At 68.1% G+C, this 17,524-nt stretch carries 12 protein-coding genes; 3 read left to right on the top strand and 9 right to left on the bottom strand.

Going from position 1 to position 17,524, the window contains the following annotated elements; translation table 11 throughout:
* Position 1 precedes the first annotated feature (1 nt).
* The gene (locus tag C265_RS05285) at positions 2-778 is read left to right on the top strand and encodes a PP2C family serine/threonine-protein phosphatase (protein WP_010813593.1); all 777 of its coding nucleotides are present in this window, start codon (positions 2-4) and stop codon (positions 776-778) included.
* A gap of 38 nt (positions 779-816) precedes the next feature.
* On the opposite strand, the gene C265_RS05280 is transcribed toward C265_RS05285, so the two are convergent.
* The 8 genes from C265_RS05280 to C265_RS05245 form a co-directional block, all read right to left on the bottom strand.
* Complete coding sequence (locus tag C265_RS05280; protein WP_010813594.1) at positions 817-2,133, bottom strand: sigma-54-dependent Fis family transcriptional regulator; 1,317 nt, start codon at positions 2,131-2,133, stop codon at positions 817-819.
* Positions 2,130-5,249: a peptidase domain-containing ABC transporter gene (locus C265_RS05275; protein WP_010813595.1), complete on the bottom strand. Its 3,120-nt coding sequence runs from the start codon at positions 5,247-5,249 to the stop codon at positions 2,130-2,132. Before C265_RS05275 ends, C265_RS05280 begins: the two co-directional genes overlap by 4 nt.
* Positions 5,230-5,982 carry a peptidylprolyl isomerase gene (locus tag C265_RS05270; protein WP_010813596.1) on the bottom strand — a complete coding sequence of 251 codons (753 nt, stop codon included), beginning with the start codon at positions 5,980-5,982 and terminating at the stop codon, positions 5,230-5,232. Before C265_RS05270 ends, C265_RS05275 begins: the two co-directional genes overlap by 20 nt.
* Before the next feature lie 80 nt (positions 5,983-6,062).
* Positions 6,063-7,442 (bottom strand): HlyD family efflux transporter periplasmic adaptor subunit, encoded by a 1,380-nt coding sequence (locus C265_RS05265; RefSeq protein ID WP_010813597.1) that lies wholly within the window; start codon positions 7,440-7,442, stop codon positions 6,063-6,065.
* The gene (locus tag C265_RS05260; protein WP_010813598.1) at positions 7,439-10,051 is read right to left on the bottom strand and encodes an FHA domain-containing protein; all 2,613 of its coding nucleotides are present in this window, start codon (positions 10,049-10,051) and stop codon (positions 7,439-7,441) included. Before C265_RS05260 ends, C265_RS05265 begins: the two co-directional genes overlap by 4 nt.
* 227 nt (positions 10,052-10,278) lie before the next feature.
* Positions 10,279-11,799, bottom strand: a complete 1,521-nt coding sequence (locus C265_RS05255) for an efflux transporter outer membrane subunit (protein ID WP_210401215.1) — start codon at positions 11,797-11,799, stop codon at positions 10,279-10,281.
* A 366-nt stretch (positions 11,800-12,165) separates the two neighbouring features.
* Positions 12,166-12,594, bottom strand: coding sequence for a DUF4399 domain-containing protein (locus tag C265_RS05250; protein WP_010813600.1), 429 nt, complete (start codon positions 12,592-12,594; stop codon positions 12,166-12,168).
* 59 nt (positions 12,595-12,653) lie between these two features.
* On the bottom strand, positions 12,654-13,079 hold the full coding sequence (locus tag C265_RS05245) for a DUF4399 domain-containing protein (RefSeq protein WP_010813601.1): 426 nt from the start codon (positions 13,077-13,079) through the stop codon (positions 12,654-12,656).
* A 294-nt stretch (positions 13,080-13,373) separates the two neighbouring features.
* Between C265_RS05245 and C265_RS05240 the strand changes: the two genes are divergently transcribed.
* A complete protein-coding gene (locus C265_RS05240) occupies positions 13,374-14,582 on the top strand; it encodes a formylglycine-generating enzyme family protein (protein WP_037023606.1) in 1,209 nt (402 codons plus the stop codon).
* Between the two features lie 38 nt (positions 14,583-14,620).
* Here C265_RS05240 and C265_RS05235 read toward each other — a convergent pair whose 3' ends face one another.
* Positions 14,621-16,672, bottom strand: a complete 2,052-nt coding sequence (locus C265_RS05235; protein ID WP_010813603.1) for a serine/threonine protein kinase — start codon at positions 16,670-16,672, stop codon at positions 14,621-14,623.
* 475 nt (positions 16,673-17,147) lie between these two features.
* Here C265_RS05235 and C265_RS05230 point away from each other — a divergent pair, with 475 nt between their 5' ends.
* A complete protein-coding gene (locus C265_RS05230) occupies positions 17,148-17,390 on the top strand; it encodes a hypothetical protein (RefSeq protein WP_010813604.1) in 243 nt (80 codons plus the stop codon).
* Positions 17,391-17,524 lie beyond the last annotated feature (134 nt).

Here is a 17,524-nt window from a genome sequence, read left to right as displayed (position 1 = left end):
ATTGGGTTTCGACTCGCACTTCCAGTGGACCTCGGCCGCATGCACGGACGTCGGGCGCGTGCGCGAACGCAACGAGGATGCTTGCCTGGACCTGCCCGGCCAGGACCTGTGGGCGGTAGCCGACGGCATGGGCGGCCATGCCGTGGGGGACTTCGCCAGCCAGGCGGTGGTCCAGGCGCTGGCCACGCTGCCGCCGCAGCCCCGGCTGGAAGACCGGGTCGACGCCACGCGCGCGGCGCTGCAGGGCGTGAATCTGGCGCTGGTCGATGAAGCGGCGCGCCTGGGCGTGCGCTGCATCGGCAGCACGGTGGTGGTGATGCTGGCGGGCGATCGCCGTTGCGCCTGCGTGTGGGCCGGCGACAGCCGCCTGTACCGGCTGCGCGGCGGCCAGTTCGCGCGCCTCACGCGCGACCACAACCAGGTCGAGCGCCTGCTGGCGCGCGGGCTGATCACCCCGGAAGAAGCGCGCCACCATCCCGCGCAGAACACCATCACACGCGCCGTCGGCGCGGCCCCGACGCTGGCGCCGGAGCAGCTGCTGACCGAGGTGGCCGATGGCGACGTCTACCTGCTGTGCAGCGATGGCCTGAGCAACGAGGTCGACGATGACGACATCGCGGCGGTGCTGGCGCAGCAGGACGTTGCGCAGGCCGCGCCGACGCTGGTGCAGATGGCGCTTGATGCCGGCGGCCGCGACAACGTGTCGGTGGTGGTGCTGCGTGCGGCGGACCCCTACGGCTCTGACAAGACGCTGGTCAATCCCGAGCTGGACGCCTGAAGGCACGACCGCCGGCAGCCTCGGCCCCCTGCCCCTTGCTACCCCTTGCCGCCGTCGGCCTGCCGGTTGGCGCGGAAATCTTTCGAGTGGATGCCGTGCTTCTTCAGCAGCATCTGCAGGTGCGAGCGGTTCATGTCGAAGCGCCGCGCCAGTTCGGCGACGGTGCCGCCGACTTCCTGCAAGCCCCGTTCGAGGAAGGCCCGCTCGGCCTCGTCGCTGGCGGCGCGCTTGGCCTCGCTCAGCGACGTCGCCATGGTGATGTCCGCGGCTGCCGTGCCCGCGCCGACCACCGCCAGCGCGGCCGGCCTGGGCCGGATGTCCTGCGGCAGGTGGGCCAGGTCGGCGGTGTCGCCGGCCAGGCAGCTCAACCGGTACAGCAGGTTGCGCAGCTCGCGGATATTGCCCGGGTAGTCGTAGTGCAGCAGGAAGTCGCGCAGCCGCGGCGTCAGCTTGAGCGGCCGGCGCTTGAGCATGCCTGCGGCCTCGTCACTGAAGTACGACACCAGCAGCGGGATCTCGTCGCGCCGCTCGCGCAGCGGCGGCAGGCTGACGTGGATCACGCTCAGGCGGTAGAACAGGTCCTCGCGGAAGGTGCCGGCCTGGCTCATGCGGCGCAGGTCCTTGTTGGTGGCCGCGACGATGCGCGTATCGACCGAAATCGCCTCGTCCGAACCCACGCGCTGGATCTCGTGCGCCTCCAGCACGCGCAGCAGCTTGACCTGCCCGGTCAGCGGCAGCTCGCCGATCTCGTCCAGGAAGATGGTGCCGGTATGCGCGCTCTCGAACTTGCCGCGCCGGTCGTTGCTGGCGCCGGTGAAGGCGCCCTTCTTGTGGCCGAACAGCTCGGATTCAAGCAGGCTGTCGGGAATCGCGCCGCAGTTGACCGAGATAAACGGCTTGTCGGTGCGGGAGCCATTGGCATGGATCACCTTGGCCATCAGCTCCTTGCCGGTGCCGCTCTCGCCATCGATCAGCACCGGCAGGTCGGTCGGCGCCGCCTTCTCGGCAATCTCCAGCGCTTCCAGCAACTTGGGGTTGTCGCCGAAGGTCCCTTCGAAAATAAAGCTGCGCTCCACCAGCGCCTGCCGGCGCTCGCGCGGCATGCGCTCGACTTCTTCCTGAGGCGCGGCGGCCTCGGCCGATGCCGCCTGCACGAAGCGCTCCTTGTGCGACAGCCCCATCACCTCGTCGCGCAGCGTGGTGGCCTGCTTGAGCAGCTTCTCGATCTCGGGCCGGTCAAGCCGCGACGACCAGCGCAGCGTGGAGCGCAGGATCTCGATCTTCTCGATCAGGCCGGCAAACGACACCGGCGAGGTGGCCGAGGCGGGGGTGGCACCCTGGTTATATAGCTTCATGCGGCACTCAGTTGCTTCTGCACCAGTTGGAAATACATGCCCTTGCGCTCGATCAGCTCCTCGTGCCGGCCCTGCTCGACGATGGCGCCTTCATACAGCACCAGGATCTTGTCGGCCTGCATGATGGTGCTGAGCCGGTGCGCGATGATGACCGCGGTGCGCCCGCGCAGGATCTCCTGCATATTGGCCAGGATGTTGCTCTCTGACTGCGTGTCGAGCGCCGAGGTGGCCTCGTCGAACACCAGCAGGCGCGGGTCGTGGTACAGCGCGCGGGCGATGCACAGGCGCTGGATCTGCCCGCCGGAAAGCCCGATGCCGCGCTCGCCCACCACCTGCTCGTAGCCCAGCGGCAGCTTGCTGATAAAGGCGTGGGCATCGGCCATGCGCGCCACCTCCTCGATGCGGCGCCGGTCCGGGCTGTCGTCGCCGCAGGCGATGTTCTCGGCAATGGTGCCCGAGAACAGCAGGTTGGACTGCATCACGTAGCCCACCTGAGCGCGGTAGAACGCCGCGTCGATCACGTTCAGGTCGTAGCCGTCCACCGTCATCGAGCCCTCGGTAGGCTTGTAGAAGCCCACCAGCAGCTTGGCCAGCGTGGTCTTGCCGGAGCCGCTGCGCCCGACGATGGCCACCATCTCGCCCGGCCGGATGGCGAAGCTGATGTTCTCCAGCACGTAGGGCGTGTCTTCGCCGCCGTAGCGGAAGTACAGGTCCTTCATCACGATCTCGCCCTGCAGGTCGGGCAGCATCACGCGCGACAGCACGTCCTGCGGCTTCTGCTCGGGCTCCAGGTCGAGCACGTCGCCCAGCCGCTCCATCGCCACGCCGGCGTCGTTGAGCTGGCCCCACAAGGCCACCAGCCCCATCAGCGGCGCCAGCACGCTGCCCATGAAGGCATTGAAGGCGATCAGCTGGCCGATGGTGAGCTCGCGCTCCAGCACCAGCGTCGCGCCCACCCACAGCACCGCGATGGTGGTGGCGGCGTTGAGCAGCTGGCTCACCAGCCCCACCAGGATATGGAAGGCCTGCGCCCGGTATTGCGCGTCCAGGGCCTTGGCGTACTTGCGCTCCCAGCGCAGCCGCACCGGGCGCTCGATGCCCATGCCCTTGACGGTCTCGGCGCCGCCCAGCGTTTCCATCAGGTAGGCCTTGGCATCGGTCGATGCCGCGAACACCTCGCGCGCATAGGTCTTGACCTTGGGCGTCACCACCACCGTCAGCGCCGCGATCGGGATCACGAAGGCGATCAGCAGCAGCGTCAGCTTGACGTTGTAGAGGAACATGATGGTGAAGTAGATAAACACCATCAGCAGGTTCAGCGCCGTGGTCACCGTCGACTCGGTCAGGAAGGCGCGGATGGTCTGGTTCTCCTGGAAGCGCGCGAAGATGTCCCCGGTCTTGCGCTTGGCAAAGAACGACAGCGGCAGCGATAGCGTGTGCTTGAAGAACTGCGACATCATGGCGAAGTCCATGCTGCGCACCATGAAGTTGGCCAGGTAGGCGCGGATGGTCGCCATCAGCTGCGAGAACACGCTGGAGATAATCAGCCCCGCGATCAGCAGGTGCAGCAGCCCCACGTTCTGGTGCACCACCACGCCGTCCAGGATGTTCTGGATGATCAGCGGCGGCACCACCCCCAGCATCTGGATCACGAAGGTAGCCAGGAACAGGTGCGACAGGATCTTCTTATACGGCGCCAGGTAGCCGATAAAACGCAGCCACGGCGAGCGCGACACCGACAGCTGGGTCATGCTCTCGCCCGGCGTGAACAGCAGGCAGGTGCCGCTCCAGCCGCGCTCGAACTCCTCCGCGCTCATCTTGCGGAAGCCAATGGCCGGGTCGGCCACCCACACCCAGCGCGACGAGATCCCGTACACAACCACGTAGTGGTAGCCCTCCCAGTGCACGATAAAGGGCAGCTCGAAGCCCATCAGCGAATCCCGCGTGCACTGCACCCCGCGCGTGGTGAAGCCGAGCGATTCGCCGGCTCGTGCCAGGCTGTCCAGCGTGGCGCCCTGGGTGGTCACGTTGGCCAGCTCGCGCAGCTTGCCCAGCGTCATCGGGATGCCGTAGTGCCGGCAGATCATCGCCAGGCAGGCCGCGCCGCAATCCATCTCCTCGGCCTGCTCCACCAGCGCGAAGCGGCGGATCAGCTTCTCGCCCAGCTCCGGTTTGGAATGCAGGTCGAGCAGCACCGGGCGCTTGCGCCGTTCGGCCAGCTTCTTCTGCCGATGCAGCTCGCGGTCCAGCACGCGGATGCGCTCTTCCAGCACCTCGCGCAGGCGCGGGTTACGCTCCAGGATCAGCTGCACCGTCTTCTCGGGGATCACCAGCAGGCGCACGTCGGTTTCGGCAATGGCCGAGGCCAGCTGCTCCTGCCGCATCACGCAGGCGCGCTCGCCGAAGATATCGCCCTGCCCCAGCGTGGCCAGTGGGAACTCGCTGCCCTCTTCGCTGCGCACGATGCGCACCGTGCCCTGGCGCACCACGTACAGGCGCCGGTCCTCGCGCCCGTCCTGCTTCAGGATTTCCTTGCCGGCCGCCACGCGCTTGACGCCGACGCTGCGCACGGCGTCTTCCAGCTCCTGCTTGTCGAGCTTGCCGCGCAGGTCGAAGAGCCGCGCGACAAAGCCGCCGGCCGAACTGATCGCGACATAGCTGGTGATAAAGGCCAGCGCGGCGGGGTTGCCCGCCACCACGGGCTCGCCCACGCTGCGCGGGATCATCAGCAGCTCGGTCTTGCCGGAGGCGCGCACCGACGACTCATGCCGGTAGTCGCGCAGCAGCGCGATATCGGCAAAGACCTCGCCGGTCTTGCGCACGCCCATGCTGATTTCCTTGCCGTGCTCCTCGTTGAACACGCGCACCGAGCCGGACTTGACGACAAACAAGCCCGGCGCCGCTTCGCCGGCATTGCAGACAGTGTCGCCAAAACCGAAGGTCAGCACCTGCGCGGCTTCCGCCAGGCGTGCCAACTCCTCCGGCGTCAGCACCGACAGGATCTCGACGCTGGCCAGGAAGGCGGCCAGCGCCGATCCTGCCTCCGGCTTGTCCGGGGCAGCCGCGGCGGCGCGATCACCGGCCTGGCCGGACTCGCTAGCGGGCTTCGATGACATGTTCCTGCGCCCTGGCCATCAGCCAGTTCTCGCGCAACAGGCGCCGCACTTCCACCGCCACCTCGCTGTCGAGCGTGGCCTGGTGCTTGTCGCGCACCAGGAACACCTCGAAGAAGGAGCGGTCAGCGGCGGGGAACGGCCCCAGCAGGTCGCCCGGCTCGGCATTGAAGACCTTGGCCTCGATATCGGTCTTGAGCGAGCCGCGCAGCACCTTGCCGATCTCGCCGCCGCGCTCGCGCGTGTCGGCAATGGAATGCTCGCGCGCCATCTCGGCGAAGGCCTCCGGATCATCCTGCAGGTATGAGATCAGCTCCTTGGCCTTGCCCTCGCTGTCGACCACGATATGGCTGACCTCGATGCTGTCGAAGCGCGGCGAGTTGAGCGCAAAGTACTCCTGCACCGCGGCGTCGTTGCAGACCTGCTCCATCATCCGCTCCTGATACAGGTTGTCGGTGATAAAGGCCTCGAACTCGTCCAGGCTGACGTTCAGCGCATCCAGGTAGTGGTTCATGTCGGCGGCGCGATGCAGGCCCTGCACGCGGCGGAACTGGTCGGCGCGCTCCTGGATCTCCTCGGGCGTGACCACCAGGCCCTGCCGTTTCGCGGCGTGCACGGTCAGCTTGTCGCGCACCATCTGCTCGACCAGGCCCTCGAACTGCCCGGTCAGCTTGAGCAGCCGCACGAACTCCTCGACGCCGAACACCTCGTCGTCGATACGCACAATGCCAGTCATTTCTCGGCTCCTTTGACGGCCCCTGCGCTTGCGCACCGGGCTGTCCAGATCGGCTGTTTTCGTGTTTCCCCCCGGCTGCGCTACCCTGCCACCTCACGGAAGGGGTCAAGCCCCAGATCGATCAGGCGACGTTCGCGCACAACGATCTCTGCCGTGGCGGTCATGCCGTAACGCAACGGATACTTGTTGTCGGACACCGCGTAGTAGTCGCGTGCCAGGCGCACACGGCCCTCGTAGACCGGCTGCTTGTCCGGCCCCGGCTTGGTGGCGGGCGAGATAAATTCCAGCGTTCCTTCTATGATCCCGTAGCGCTGGTACGGGAAGGCGCTGAACTTGAGCTTGACCGGCAGGCCTTCGCGCAGGAAGGCGCGGTCGCGCTCGGCAATGACGATCTTGACCACCGGGCGCGCATCCTTGGGCGCAATGCCCCCCAGCGGCGTGTTGGCCTGCACCTTGTCGCCGCGCTGGGTGGAGGTGACATCGGTGATCACGCCCGACACCGGCGCCAGGATCAGCAGGAAGTTGTCCTTGTCGATGTTCTCGAAGCGGATGCGCGCCGCCGCGTCTGCCACCAGGCGGGCGGTCTGCACCTGCAGGCGCAGCTTGTCCTCGGTGTTGGCAATCTCGCGCAGGGCCGCCTCGTACTGCACGCGCAGCCCGGCCAGGTCCTGGCCGCTGCTTTCAAGCTCGGAACTGGCCTGGGTGAGTTCGCGGCCCAGGCGCGCATCCAGTTCACTCAGCCGCGACTGCGCCACGCGCAGGTTGTTCTCCGCGTCCTGCGCCGCGGCGCGCTTGGTGTCAACCTGCGACTGCGAAACGCCACCACCGCCCGGCAGCGCCAGCAGGCGCGCATAACGGTCCTGCTCCTGGCGCGCGAACTCGCGCGCGCGGCGGGCGTTCTCGAGGTTGCTGCGTGCTTCCTGCAGCTGGGCGCGCTGCTGTTCGGCAAGCCGCGTGGTGCCTTCTGCAATGCGGGTCTCGTGCTGGCGCGTGGCCACGTCGATCTGCTGCTTGAGCGCCGCGGCCCGGCGTTCCATCAGCGCCTTCTTGTCCGGGAACTGCTTCCACTCGCGCTCGGAGTCTTCCAGCTTGAGCTGCGCCTCCAGTGCATTGGCCGCGGCCTCGATTGCGCCGCGCGCATTCAGGCGCGCCAGTACGTCGTCCTTGGACACCGGCTGCCCTTCGGCCACGTAGAGGTCGGCGAGCTCGCCGTCCACCGGGGCATAGAAGCGCCGCACCTCGGATTCCGGCGCCAGCGTGCCCTGCGCCGTGACAATGACATCGGCATGCCCGACGAAGGACCACACCAGCCCGCACAACACCAGTGCAAAGGTCGTGACGATGGTCAGCAGTCCCAGGCGCGACGGCTCGGCACTCAACAGGCCAACGCCCTCGGCGCTGTGGTCTTCCAGCGCCTCGGAGAGTGGCTTGAGGCCGCCCTGTCGGGCATCGTCCTTCATGGCTGCCCCGCTTGCTGTGGCGCCGCGGCAGCAGCGGCTGGCTCCGGCGCCTTGCCGGTGTCTTCACCGCCGATCAGTTCCAGCTTGGTCTTGAGCACGGCGGGATCGAGCACGGTGCGCAATTCGTGCAGCGCGCGCCGCTGCTGGTCGGCCTCGGCGCGGATCTCTTCCTCGATCTTGGCGAGCTGTGCCAGGTCGGCGCTTTCCCCCGCGCGCAGTTGCGTAAAGATGCGCATGCCCTGGCGCGCGTCTCCCTGCGCCTGCGACAGCAACCGGGCCTGCGCGCGGAACCTGGGCGAGATGCCGGGCTCGAGCCGCTGTTCGCTGCCGATCACGCCATTGCTGCGGTATTGCTTCCATGCGGCGACGGCGCTGCCCATCAGCTCCCGCGCGCGCCGCAGGGCGCTGTCGCGCACGCCGTTGACGTCGGCCTCGACCGCCTTGGCGAAGTGGCCGTCTTCTTCGGCATCGAGCATGGCGTAGAAGCCCAGCAGCCGGTCCTCATAGCCCTTGCTGCCGCGCGCGGACTGCAACTCGGCGTACTGCGCCGCCACCTTCTGCTTGTGCGACAGGTCGCGCGCGAGGTCGTCGGCCCAGGGTCCGCCGCTGATCTGCTTGATCCCCGCCAGCGCAGCGGCGCTGTCGCCCTGCTGCCACGCCCTGGCCGCACTGGCATACTGACGCACCATCTCCGGCGGCGGCAGGCGCGCGGCCAGGTTGTTGAACTGTGCCTGGAACGGCGGCGTGGCGAAGCGGCTGTCGGCGAGCCGCGCCACCAGCGGCCCGGGCCGGCGCGCGCGCAGTGCCTGCATCAGCGCGGTGTAGCGGTCCAGGTCTGACTGCACGCGGTCCAGCCCGGCCAGGCGCGGATACTTCTCGCGGTACTCGGCGATGACCGGCTGCAACGCCTCCGGGCGGTCGCGGCCGAGTTCGGCAGCGATGGTGGCGTTCAGCCGGTCGATCGCCGCCAGGTAGACCGAGGCATCATTCTGCAGGCGGCGCACATCACTGAGCGCATCGGCATAGAGATCGCGGAACGCCGGCACATCGGCCGCGATGCGCCCGAGTGCGCGCTGGTGCGCGGTAGTGTCCTGGTTCCAGTACGCCAGCAGTTGCCGGATCGGAGCCTCATCGGTGTAGAGGCGGATCGGCGCGTCGGCGCCGCGCTGCGCGGTGAAGCGTTCGAGCCGGCCGATCCAGTCGAGCTCGGCCACCAGCGGCCGCGCATCGGCGTTGTGCGCACTGGGCTTGCGCATCCGGGCCAGCGCGGCATCGGCGCCGCTGACATCACCGGCCTTCAGCCTGGCTGCAAAATCGGGCACGTAAGCGCGCATCAGTGCCTCGGCGCCGAGGGCCTGCACCTGGGCATCGTCGGGATGACGCGCCAGGTAATCGTCGGCGGCCTGCGCCGCGCGGGCGTGATCGCCGGCGGCAAATAAGGCCTGCACTTCGCGCTCCGCCGCACCGCGCCAGTACACGGCCGCGCCCGCCAGTATTGCGAGCAACAGCAACGCGCCACCCCATCGCGCCGCGCGCCGCGTGCGTGCGGGATCGTCCAGGCCGAACAGCCTGGCGCCCTCCGCCAGCAACAGCGCGGCACGTCCGCGCTTGCGGCGTGCCTGCGCGCCGTCGTGCGCCGCAGTGGCCGCCGCGGCCTGTGCCTCGGCCTCGGCGTTGACCTCGTCGTCCTGCTGCGCGGCGTAGTCGACGCAGAAGATGTCGAGGAAGGAATCGGCCGCACCGACAAAGGTGGTGCGGTCATCCTCGTCGCGCGCGGCCGGCGCCGGGGAAGCGGCCGGCGTGTCCGGTGCCGCGGCGACGGGCTGCAGCATCGAGCGCGTCGCGGTGGCATCGCCATCGCCCGTGCGCTGGACCTGCGCCTGGTAGACAAAGTGGTTGCCGCCGAAGGCGATCAGGTCGCCGTCGTCCAGCGGCACGCCGTGGTCTGCCAGGCGCTTGCCGTTGACGAAGGTGCCGTTGGTGCTGCCCAGGTCCTCAACGAACGGCACGCCACCCTTGAGGTACACGTGCGCGTGGCGCCTCGACAGGTAGTTGACCTGCTGAGGATAACTGTCGCGGTAGCGCGCGAAGGCATCGTCGGCCTTGCTGATCAGGTACGGGAAGCCGTCCACGTGCAGCGGCTGCAGTCCGACATCTCCGCGTTCGGGCACCAGCGTCACCGCCACCCGCGGCGGCTCGGGCTGCGGCGCGCGCGGCAACAGCCGGACCCGGAACGACAGCGCGGGCCCGAAGGCCACCTCATCGCCGTCGCTGAGCTGCGCCGGCTGGCGCGCCACCGCCGCGCCGTTCACGCGCGTGCCGTTCTTGCTGCCGAGATCCGCCACATAAACCGCGCCATGCTCGGCGAAGATGCGCGCATGCCGGCGCGACAGCGGCGCGGCCAGGTCTTCCGGGTAGGTGGCGAACGGCAGCTCGCTGCGGCCGACGGCGAACAGGTCTTCGTCAATGCGGATTTCGCCCAGCTCGGGGCGCGCGACGGGCGTCAGGAATACATCGAATTCCTGCGCCAGATCGTGAGAGAACTCCCGCGTGAATCCCTGGGCCATTTTCACCGGCATTTCCATGATCAGTGCTTCGTCAGGAGCCATGTTTCCAGCGAGCCAACAGCGCGGCTGCCGCGGCGGCAGGCCAGGGGAGTGAAGCGACTAAGAACATAGTAGGCGACGGCTAAGGCTAGTCAATCGGGCGCGGGACGCGCGGTTGGCACGGGAGCGGCACATGCAGCGGGGCAAGCGGCCAGGGCTATGGACGCGTTGCGCAACGCGTTGCTTACGCCGGTATCACATGAACACCGCCAAGGAACCTCTGGCAGCACTTATTGCGTTGGATTCGAGGCCGCGTTGCGCACATCGGTATCGGGCCAGCCGCCGCCAAGCGCCTTGTACAGGGTGACGGTGTCGGCCAGGATCTGTTGGTGGACCGCCAACAACTGCAGTTGCGCGGCCAGCAGCGAGCGCTCGGTCTCAAACACTTCCAGCTGCGAGACCACGCCCTCCTTCAGTTGCGCCTCGATCTGCGCGGACACGACGCGCAGCTGCTCAACCTGCTGCTGCAACTCGATGCGCTGCTTCTTGTGCGCGTCGACGTTGACCAGCGCGCTCTCCACCTCTTCGAACGCGGTCATCACGGTGCGGCCATATTCGTTTTCCACCACGCCCACCTGCGCCTCGGTGGTCTTCACGCGCGCCCGCACGTTGGGATCGAGCATCGGCAGGTTGATGCTGGGCGCCAAGCCGAAGGTGAAGGACTTGAGCAGGGAGCTCAGCGCAAAGCTTGCGGTGCCGCCGCTCGCGGTCAGGCTGATGGTGGGCAGTTGCGCCAGGCGTGCCTGCCCGACGATGTTGTAGGCCGCCAGCACGCGGTATTCAGCGGCCACCACATCCGGACGGCGCGCCAGCAGCTGCGACGGCAGCCCGGCCGGCACCGCGGGCGGCTGCACGCGGTCCTGCAGGCGCCCTGCCGGAACCTTTAGATTGCCCGCGGGCACGCCGACCAGCGTCGCCAGCGCGTTTTCGGCGACATCGCGCGAACGGCGCAGCTCGAGCAGGTCCTTGTTGAGACGGTTGATTTCCGCCTGCTGCTGCATCACGCGGATCTTGGGCACCAGGCCGTTCTGGTACATCGCCTGAAAGGTGGACAGGATCTGCCCGTTCTTGGCGACGGTGCGCGATTGCTGCTCGATCTGCTCGTCGAACTGCAGGATCTGGAAGTAAGTGGTCGATACATTGGACACCAGCGTCAGGTAGCCGGCACGCCAGTCGGCCTCGGTCGCGTTGAACTCGGCGGTCTGCGCCTGCACGCCCTTCTCGACCTTGCCCCAGATATCGATGTCCCAGTTCAGCTGGGCGGCGGCGTTATAAATCGTAGTGGACTTCTGCCCGGTGGTCTTTTGGAAGTTCGCGCTGGCGCCGATACCGATCACGGGCAGCGCTCCCGCGCGGGCCTCGCCGATCTGCGCGTTGGCCACGCGGATGCGCGCCGCCAGCACCTTGATGTCATAGTTGCCGCCCAGTGCCTGTTCGATCAGCTTGTTCAGGTAGGGATCCTTGAAGCCGTGCCACCAGTTGGGCTGCACCGCTTCGGCCGGCGACACCGTAATCGAACCCTGGCGCGTCCATTCGGCCTTGGCCGGGGTTTCCGGGCGCTGGTACACCGGCGGCCGGAAGTCGGCGCAGCCTGCCAGCAGCGCCGTGCAGACAGCCAGCGCGGTCAGCCAGGCAGTACGGTGCGGCGCGGCGGTCGACGTAACCCCGGGCGAGGCAATGATGGATTCGGGCACGATGGGTTCCTGCGTGCGACGGCGGCGGGCGGGATGCACTTGAGTTATCCATGGCATGCCGGGGCCGCGAAGTCTGTCTGTATTGTGGTGCGCGCGGACGCGCGCACCAACCCCGATATGCATGGGGTCAGCGGGAGGTGTTGTCTATGGGTTGGTCTCGAGCATCGGGTTGGAAAGGACAACAGCAGGGAGCGTGCCAGCTCCAGCGCCATGCCCGCGCGGATCACGGAAGTGCCTGTAAACACGGGGGTTTTTCATTGCAGCCGGCGCCGGCCGCGGATGCGCGGCGAGCTGGCGTCACGGCGTACTGGCGGGGCGCAACCAACAGATCGCGCGTCGGTGTTGGATGGCACGCGACACTTGCGGAGCCGGCGCAAAAAAAAACGGCGGCACACGCGCGCCGCCGTCACCGCAAGGTCCGGGTCACTTCACGTAGATCGTGATCTTCTTCGAATAGACCGGCGGGTTGGTGGGAATGTGCTTGTCATCCCCCATCAAAAGCTGCAGCGTATGCTTGCCAGGCGGCAGCTCGATCATGGTCTCGGTCTCCCCCGCCCCGAAATGCAGGTGATTGCGGTCGTTGGGGATTTCCTTGTCCATCGGCGGCAGATCCGCATCGATCAGCAGATGATGGTGCCCGGTATTGGGATACTTCACATCCTTCGGCGCCACCCCCATATTGCGCAGCCCGAACCACACCTTGAATGGCTTGCCCGCGGGCATCGTCTGCCCGTCGTTGGGCCAGCCGATATACAGGTAGGCGTTGGGCGGCGCCGGCGTCGAACCACCCTGCACCACCGCTGACAGCAGCAGGCTGGCGGCAAAGACAGCCGCGGCAAGTAGTCTGGACATGGTGCTCTCCCCTGTTTCCTGATCGACCTGGTTCGGCTTCCGCGGCGCGCGCTGCACCGCTATTTCACCGTGATCGTAATCTTCTTCGAATAGATCGGCGGCTCGAACGGCACGTGCTTGGCATCGCCCATCAGCAACTGCAGCGTATGCTTGCCGGGCGGCAACTCAATGCGCGCGTCGGTCTCGCCCGCCCCGAAGTGCAGGTGGTTCTTGTCCGAAGGGATTTCCTTGTCCAGCGGCGGCAGCTCGGTGTCGACCAGCAGGTGGTGGTGCCCGCAGCGCGGCGACTCGACGCCCTTGGGGCAGACGCCCATATTGCGCAGGCCCATGCGCACCCACAACTTGCCGCCGCTGATGACCGTGCCATCGTGCGGCCAGATGATGTAGGCCTCGGCATTGGGCGGGGCTGCCGTCGACAGCGAAAGCGACGGCGCAGCGGCCAAGGTGGCAGCCGCCAGCAGGCGGAACAGGAATCGTCTGGACATACGCGGCGCCTCCCGGAAACAGTCCGAAACCCGATCACGTTGTCCCGAAAGCCCATTCTTGTTGCTTGTTGGTCAGCGCTCGGCGATTCGTCATTCAGGTTAGGTCGCAAGCCCGGAAAAAGCGAACCCGGCGCGTCGCGGCGGCATGGCAATGCCCCGCCGGAGACACAAGCGCTGTGCTATCTTGAAGCAAGCCCGGTCGACGTCTCGGCAACACCACAATGCGCCCCCGACGCATGTGCCGGCAGCTACCGGCATGCAGCGGGATCGCCGCGGCTCCAGCGAGGTGTGAAGATGTGGCGCAATCTACCAGTCGTATGCGCGGCCGCCATGGCCGCCATGGCCGCGATACTCGCCGGCGCGCCGCCGCCTGCGCAGGCGGCCGCCGCTGCCGCAGGCCCCGCGGCCACGGAACCGCTGCTGCTCGCCGGCATCATGCCCAAGAACACCGACGAGCAGTACGAGCTGAGCTTCTGGGAATCGATCAAGAACAGCAATTACGCCGGCGACTACGAGGCCTACCTGAAGCAGTACCCCAACGGACGCTTCGCGGTGCTGGCCAGGGCGCGCCTGGAGCGGCTGGCGGCGTCCGCCTCCGCACCCAAGGCCCAGGCGCCCGCGCCCGCCCCGCCGCCCCGCTCCGGCACCTCTGCCGCGGGCCAGGTCACGCGGCCCCCAGCGCCCGCCGCGGCAGCGCGTCCGGCATCGCCGCCTGCTGCGCCACCGGCAACTGCATCGCCGCGCCCGGGCACGGCGGCGGGCGGCGCGGTCAGCCCCACATTGCGCACCGGCGAGATCCGCGATTGCCCGACCTGCCCGGTGCTGGTTTCCTTGCCGGCGGGCAGCTTCACCATGGGCAGCAGTGCCAGCGATCCCGCCGAGAAGCCCCCGCATCACGTCACCATCGGCCAGCCGTTTGCCATCGGCCGCTATGAGGTCACGGTCGAGCAATGGAATGCCTGCGCCGACGCCGGCGGCTGCCAGCGCGTCCCTACCGTCGCCGACAGCCCGAAGACCGCGCCGGTGCGTGATGTCAGCTGGGACGACGCGCAGCAGTACGTGGCCTGGCTCAGCAAGACCACCGGCAAGGCCTACCGGCTGCCCACCGAGGCGGAATGGGAATACGCAGCGCGCGGCGGCACCGCCAGTGCCTACTGGTGGGGCGACCAGATGCGCAAGGGCAATGCCAACTGCAAGGACTGCGGCGACCCGTGGAGCCAGGATGCGCCGGCCGCGGTCGGGACGTTCGCGGCCAACCCGTACGGCCTGCACGACGTCAACGGCAGCGTGTGGGAATGGGTGGCCGATTGCTGGCACAGCTCATACAAGGGCGCGCCCGCCGACGGGCGCGTGTGGAACGAGAACGCGTGCGGCGCACGCGTGATCCGCGGCGGCTCCTGGCGCGAAGGGGCGAGCTACATGGTGTCGTCGACGCGCTTCAAGTACAGCCCCAGCGTGCGGCAGTCGCAGAACGGCTTTCGCGTGGCGCGCGACATGAAGTAGCGGCTGGCGCAATTGGCAAGCCGGCCAGGTGGCAGCAATCAGCGCGCGCGCGTGGAGATCTGCACCAGGTCCGCGCTGATGCGGTCCCGCCCATAGGTGCGTGCCATCTGCGCCAGCGGCTTTTCCAGTGCCTTCAGGTAGTCCTTGTGCGACTCGACCTCTGCGCGCCGGCCCTCGAACAGCGGCGCAGGCGTGGTCAGCAACACCACCAGCTCGGTGCCGAAAGGCCTGGAGATGATCCAGTCGCCACCGTCGCCAACCGTGGCGCCATGGCCGGGCGGCGCCTGGTGGGCGGGCACGCGCGCGCTCGGCACCATGTGCGCCACCTTGCCGTCGGCCGCGAAGTAGTCGACATAGACATAAGAGTCGCGCGCCGGGGTGCGCAGATCCAGCACCAGCGGAGAACCCTCGGTCAGCTGCGTGCCCTGGCCGCGCAGCCGCAGCGACGAAGCCGTGTCACCCTCGCGGTGGCCCGACCAGTACGGCGCGATCAGGGTGGCCACGTCGCACTTGTCGGCGGCCAGCGGCTGGGTGTCGATCGACACGCCCTTGAGCTCCTTGACGCCCGGCAACGCGCTGAGCTGCTCGCGCAGCCGCACGGCGCCGACGCTCTCGGCCAGGAAGCCGCGCACACGCAACGTCTGCGCCTGCTGGGTGGCGGTGAGCAGCGAGCACGGCACCGCAGCCAGCATCTTCGTGACGTCGGCCATCGACAGCACCGCCGGGCGGGCAGCCGGTGCGGGCGGGATGACCGGCGCTGCGGGCACAGGGGTAGCCGGGGCCTCGACGCGCGCATCGCCAGCCGGTGCTTCGGCCTGGCGCTGCGAATGCCAGGCGTAGTAGCCGATCGCCGACACGCCCGCCAGCACGGCCAGCGCGCCGCCTGCCATCAGCGGCGAGGGGCGCCGCGTGGACACCACCGGCACCGCGCTCATGCCATGCAGGAAGCGCGCGACGGTGGGCGTGCGTGTCTCGCGGTCGAGCGACAGCGCCTCGCGCAGGGTCTTCCACTGCGTGCGGCTCAACTGCGGCGGCTGCGCCGGCTTGAGCCCGGCATCGCGCGCCTGGTTGGCCGAGAGCCGCTGGTAGGGATGCTTGCCGGTCAGCAGTTCATAGGTCACGCAGGCCAGCGCAAAGATGTCGTCGCGCGGGTCGGGCTCGCAATGGTCGAACATCTCCGGGCTGGCGTAGGCTGGCGTCATGCCACCCAGCGAGCCGGGATCGAACACGGTCCGGTCGGACTCGTCGGCCGGCGGCAGGAAGCCGCGCGCGATGCCGAAGTCGATCACCTTGACCTCGCCGTTGGCGGTCAGGAAGACGTTGGCGGGCTTGAAGTCGCAGTGCACGAAGCCGCGCTCGTGCGCGTATGCCAGCGCATTGCCCATGCCGTTGATGATCGACATGGCGCGCGCCATCGGCATGCCGGTGAAGCCCGGGGCCTTGAGCACATGGTTGAGCGAAGAGCCTGACAGGTATTCCATGGTCAGGAAGACCACCGGCCCGTCGCGGTCGAAGTCATAGACGGTGACGATATTCCGGTGCGCCAGCGTCTGCGCCTTGCGCGCCTCGCGCTGCAGCGCCATCAGCGACTTGGGGTGCCCGCTGAACTGCAGGTTCAGCACCTTGATGGCGATATAGGGCTTGCGGTCCGAGGCTTCCAGCTTGCGCAGGTCGAGCGCCTTGTAGACCGTGCCCATGCCGCCCACGCCCAGGCATTCTTCCAGCACGAAGCGGCCGTTCAGCGTATCGCCCACGCCCTTGGTATGCGCCGCCTGCGGCAGCGTGCCCGGCTCGGGCGAGGTCGCATACAGCGAGCCCGTCTGCGTGCCGGCCAGGCGCGTGGCCTCGGTGGCGCCGTCGTACTGCGTGGCGCCGCGGCGCTCGATGCGCCGCATGACTTCGGCATAGACCGCGGGCGGGAACGGGAAGCGCGTGTTTTCCTCGATGACCACGCGCGCGGCCTGGCTGGGCGTGGTGGGATCCTGCGCCAGCGCCGTTTCGAACGACGCAACAAACTCGTCGTCGGAGAGACCGCCGTTCTGGAACTTGCGGATCAGTTCTTTGAGACTGGCCACGGGATGCCCCGACATGGTTGCTGGCACGGCCCATCCCACAGTGCAGATATGCCCTGCCTTCGAGATGGATACTAGTGCGCACCCATGGCATGCGCAAACCGCGCGAGGCCGGCGTGCAACGCGGCGCGCGGGCGCTCTTTGCGAATCGCGTCACCTGTAGCGCGCCACTGTCGCGGCCGCGCCAACACCAGCACGCCGGCTGTTGCCTGCGGCCCGTCACCCGCGGCATGCGGCAGGCCTTACAGCCAGCGGGCGCGAGCCGACATCGAAAATAAATCCCCCATGCTTTCAGGCAGTTGCGCGTGCCTGGCGGGGGCCGGCAACGGCGTTGGCACATTCCCTGCGTTAGTACCTCCCGATGGGCCGGCAATTGCGCCGCCATCTGAGCGCACCGCGCGGCGGTCCGGCGGGCAAGACCGCGGACCGCCTCGCCTATACTGAAGCGGTTCCGCGGCCGCATGGCCGTGGCGCCGCTTGACCGGAGACAGCCATGGCAGTGATCGTCATCAAGGATTTGCCCGACAGCATGGATCTCGACCGGCAGGCCATGACCGCCATCCTGGGCGGCGGGCGTACCGCCGGCGGCCAGGCATGGCATAGCTTGCGGCGCCAGGGCGCCGCGCGCATCGTCGACTACCCGGGCGGATTGCCGGGCAACCGCCATGTGATGCCGCAGGAGCAGCCGCTAGGGCGGCTGCCGCGCAAGGCCGCTGGCAAGGATGCAGAAGACTGAACCGCAACCACAACCGCCAAATGAAAAGCCCGCCATCGCTGGCGGGCTTTGGATGCGGACGGGCCCGGACCACCTGGGTCACGCGGTCAGCAGTTCGGTCATTCTGTTCCAGGCAGGCTTCCCATGATTCCGCC

It is taken from the genome of Cupriavidus sp. GA3-3 (genome assembly GCF_000389805.1).
GTDB lineage: Bacteria > Pseudomonadota > Gammaproteobacteria > Burkholderiales > Burkholderiaceae > Cupriavidus > Cupriavidus necator_D.
This window is presented reverse-complemented; position numbering and strand designations above follow the sequence as displayed.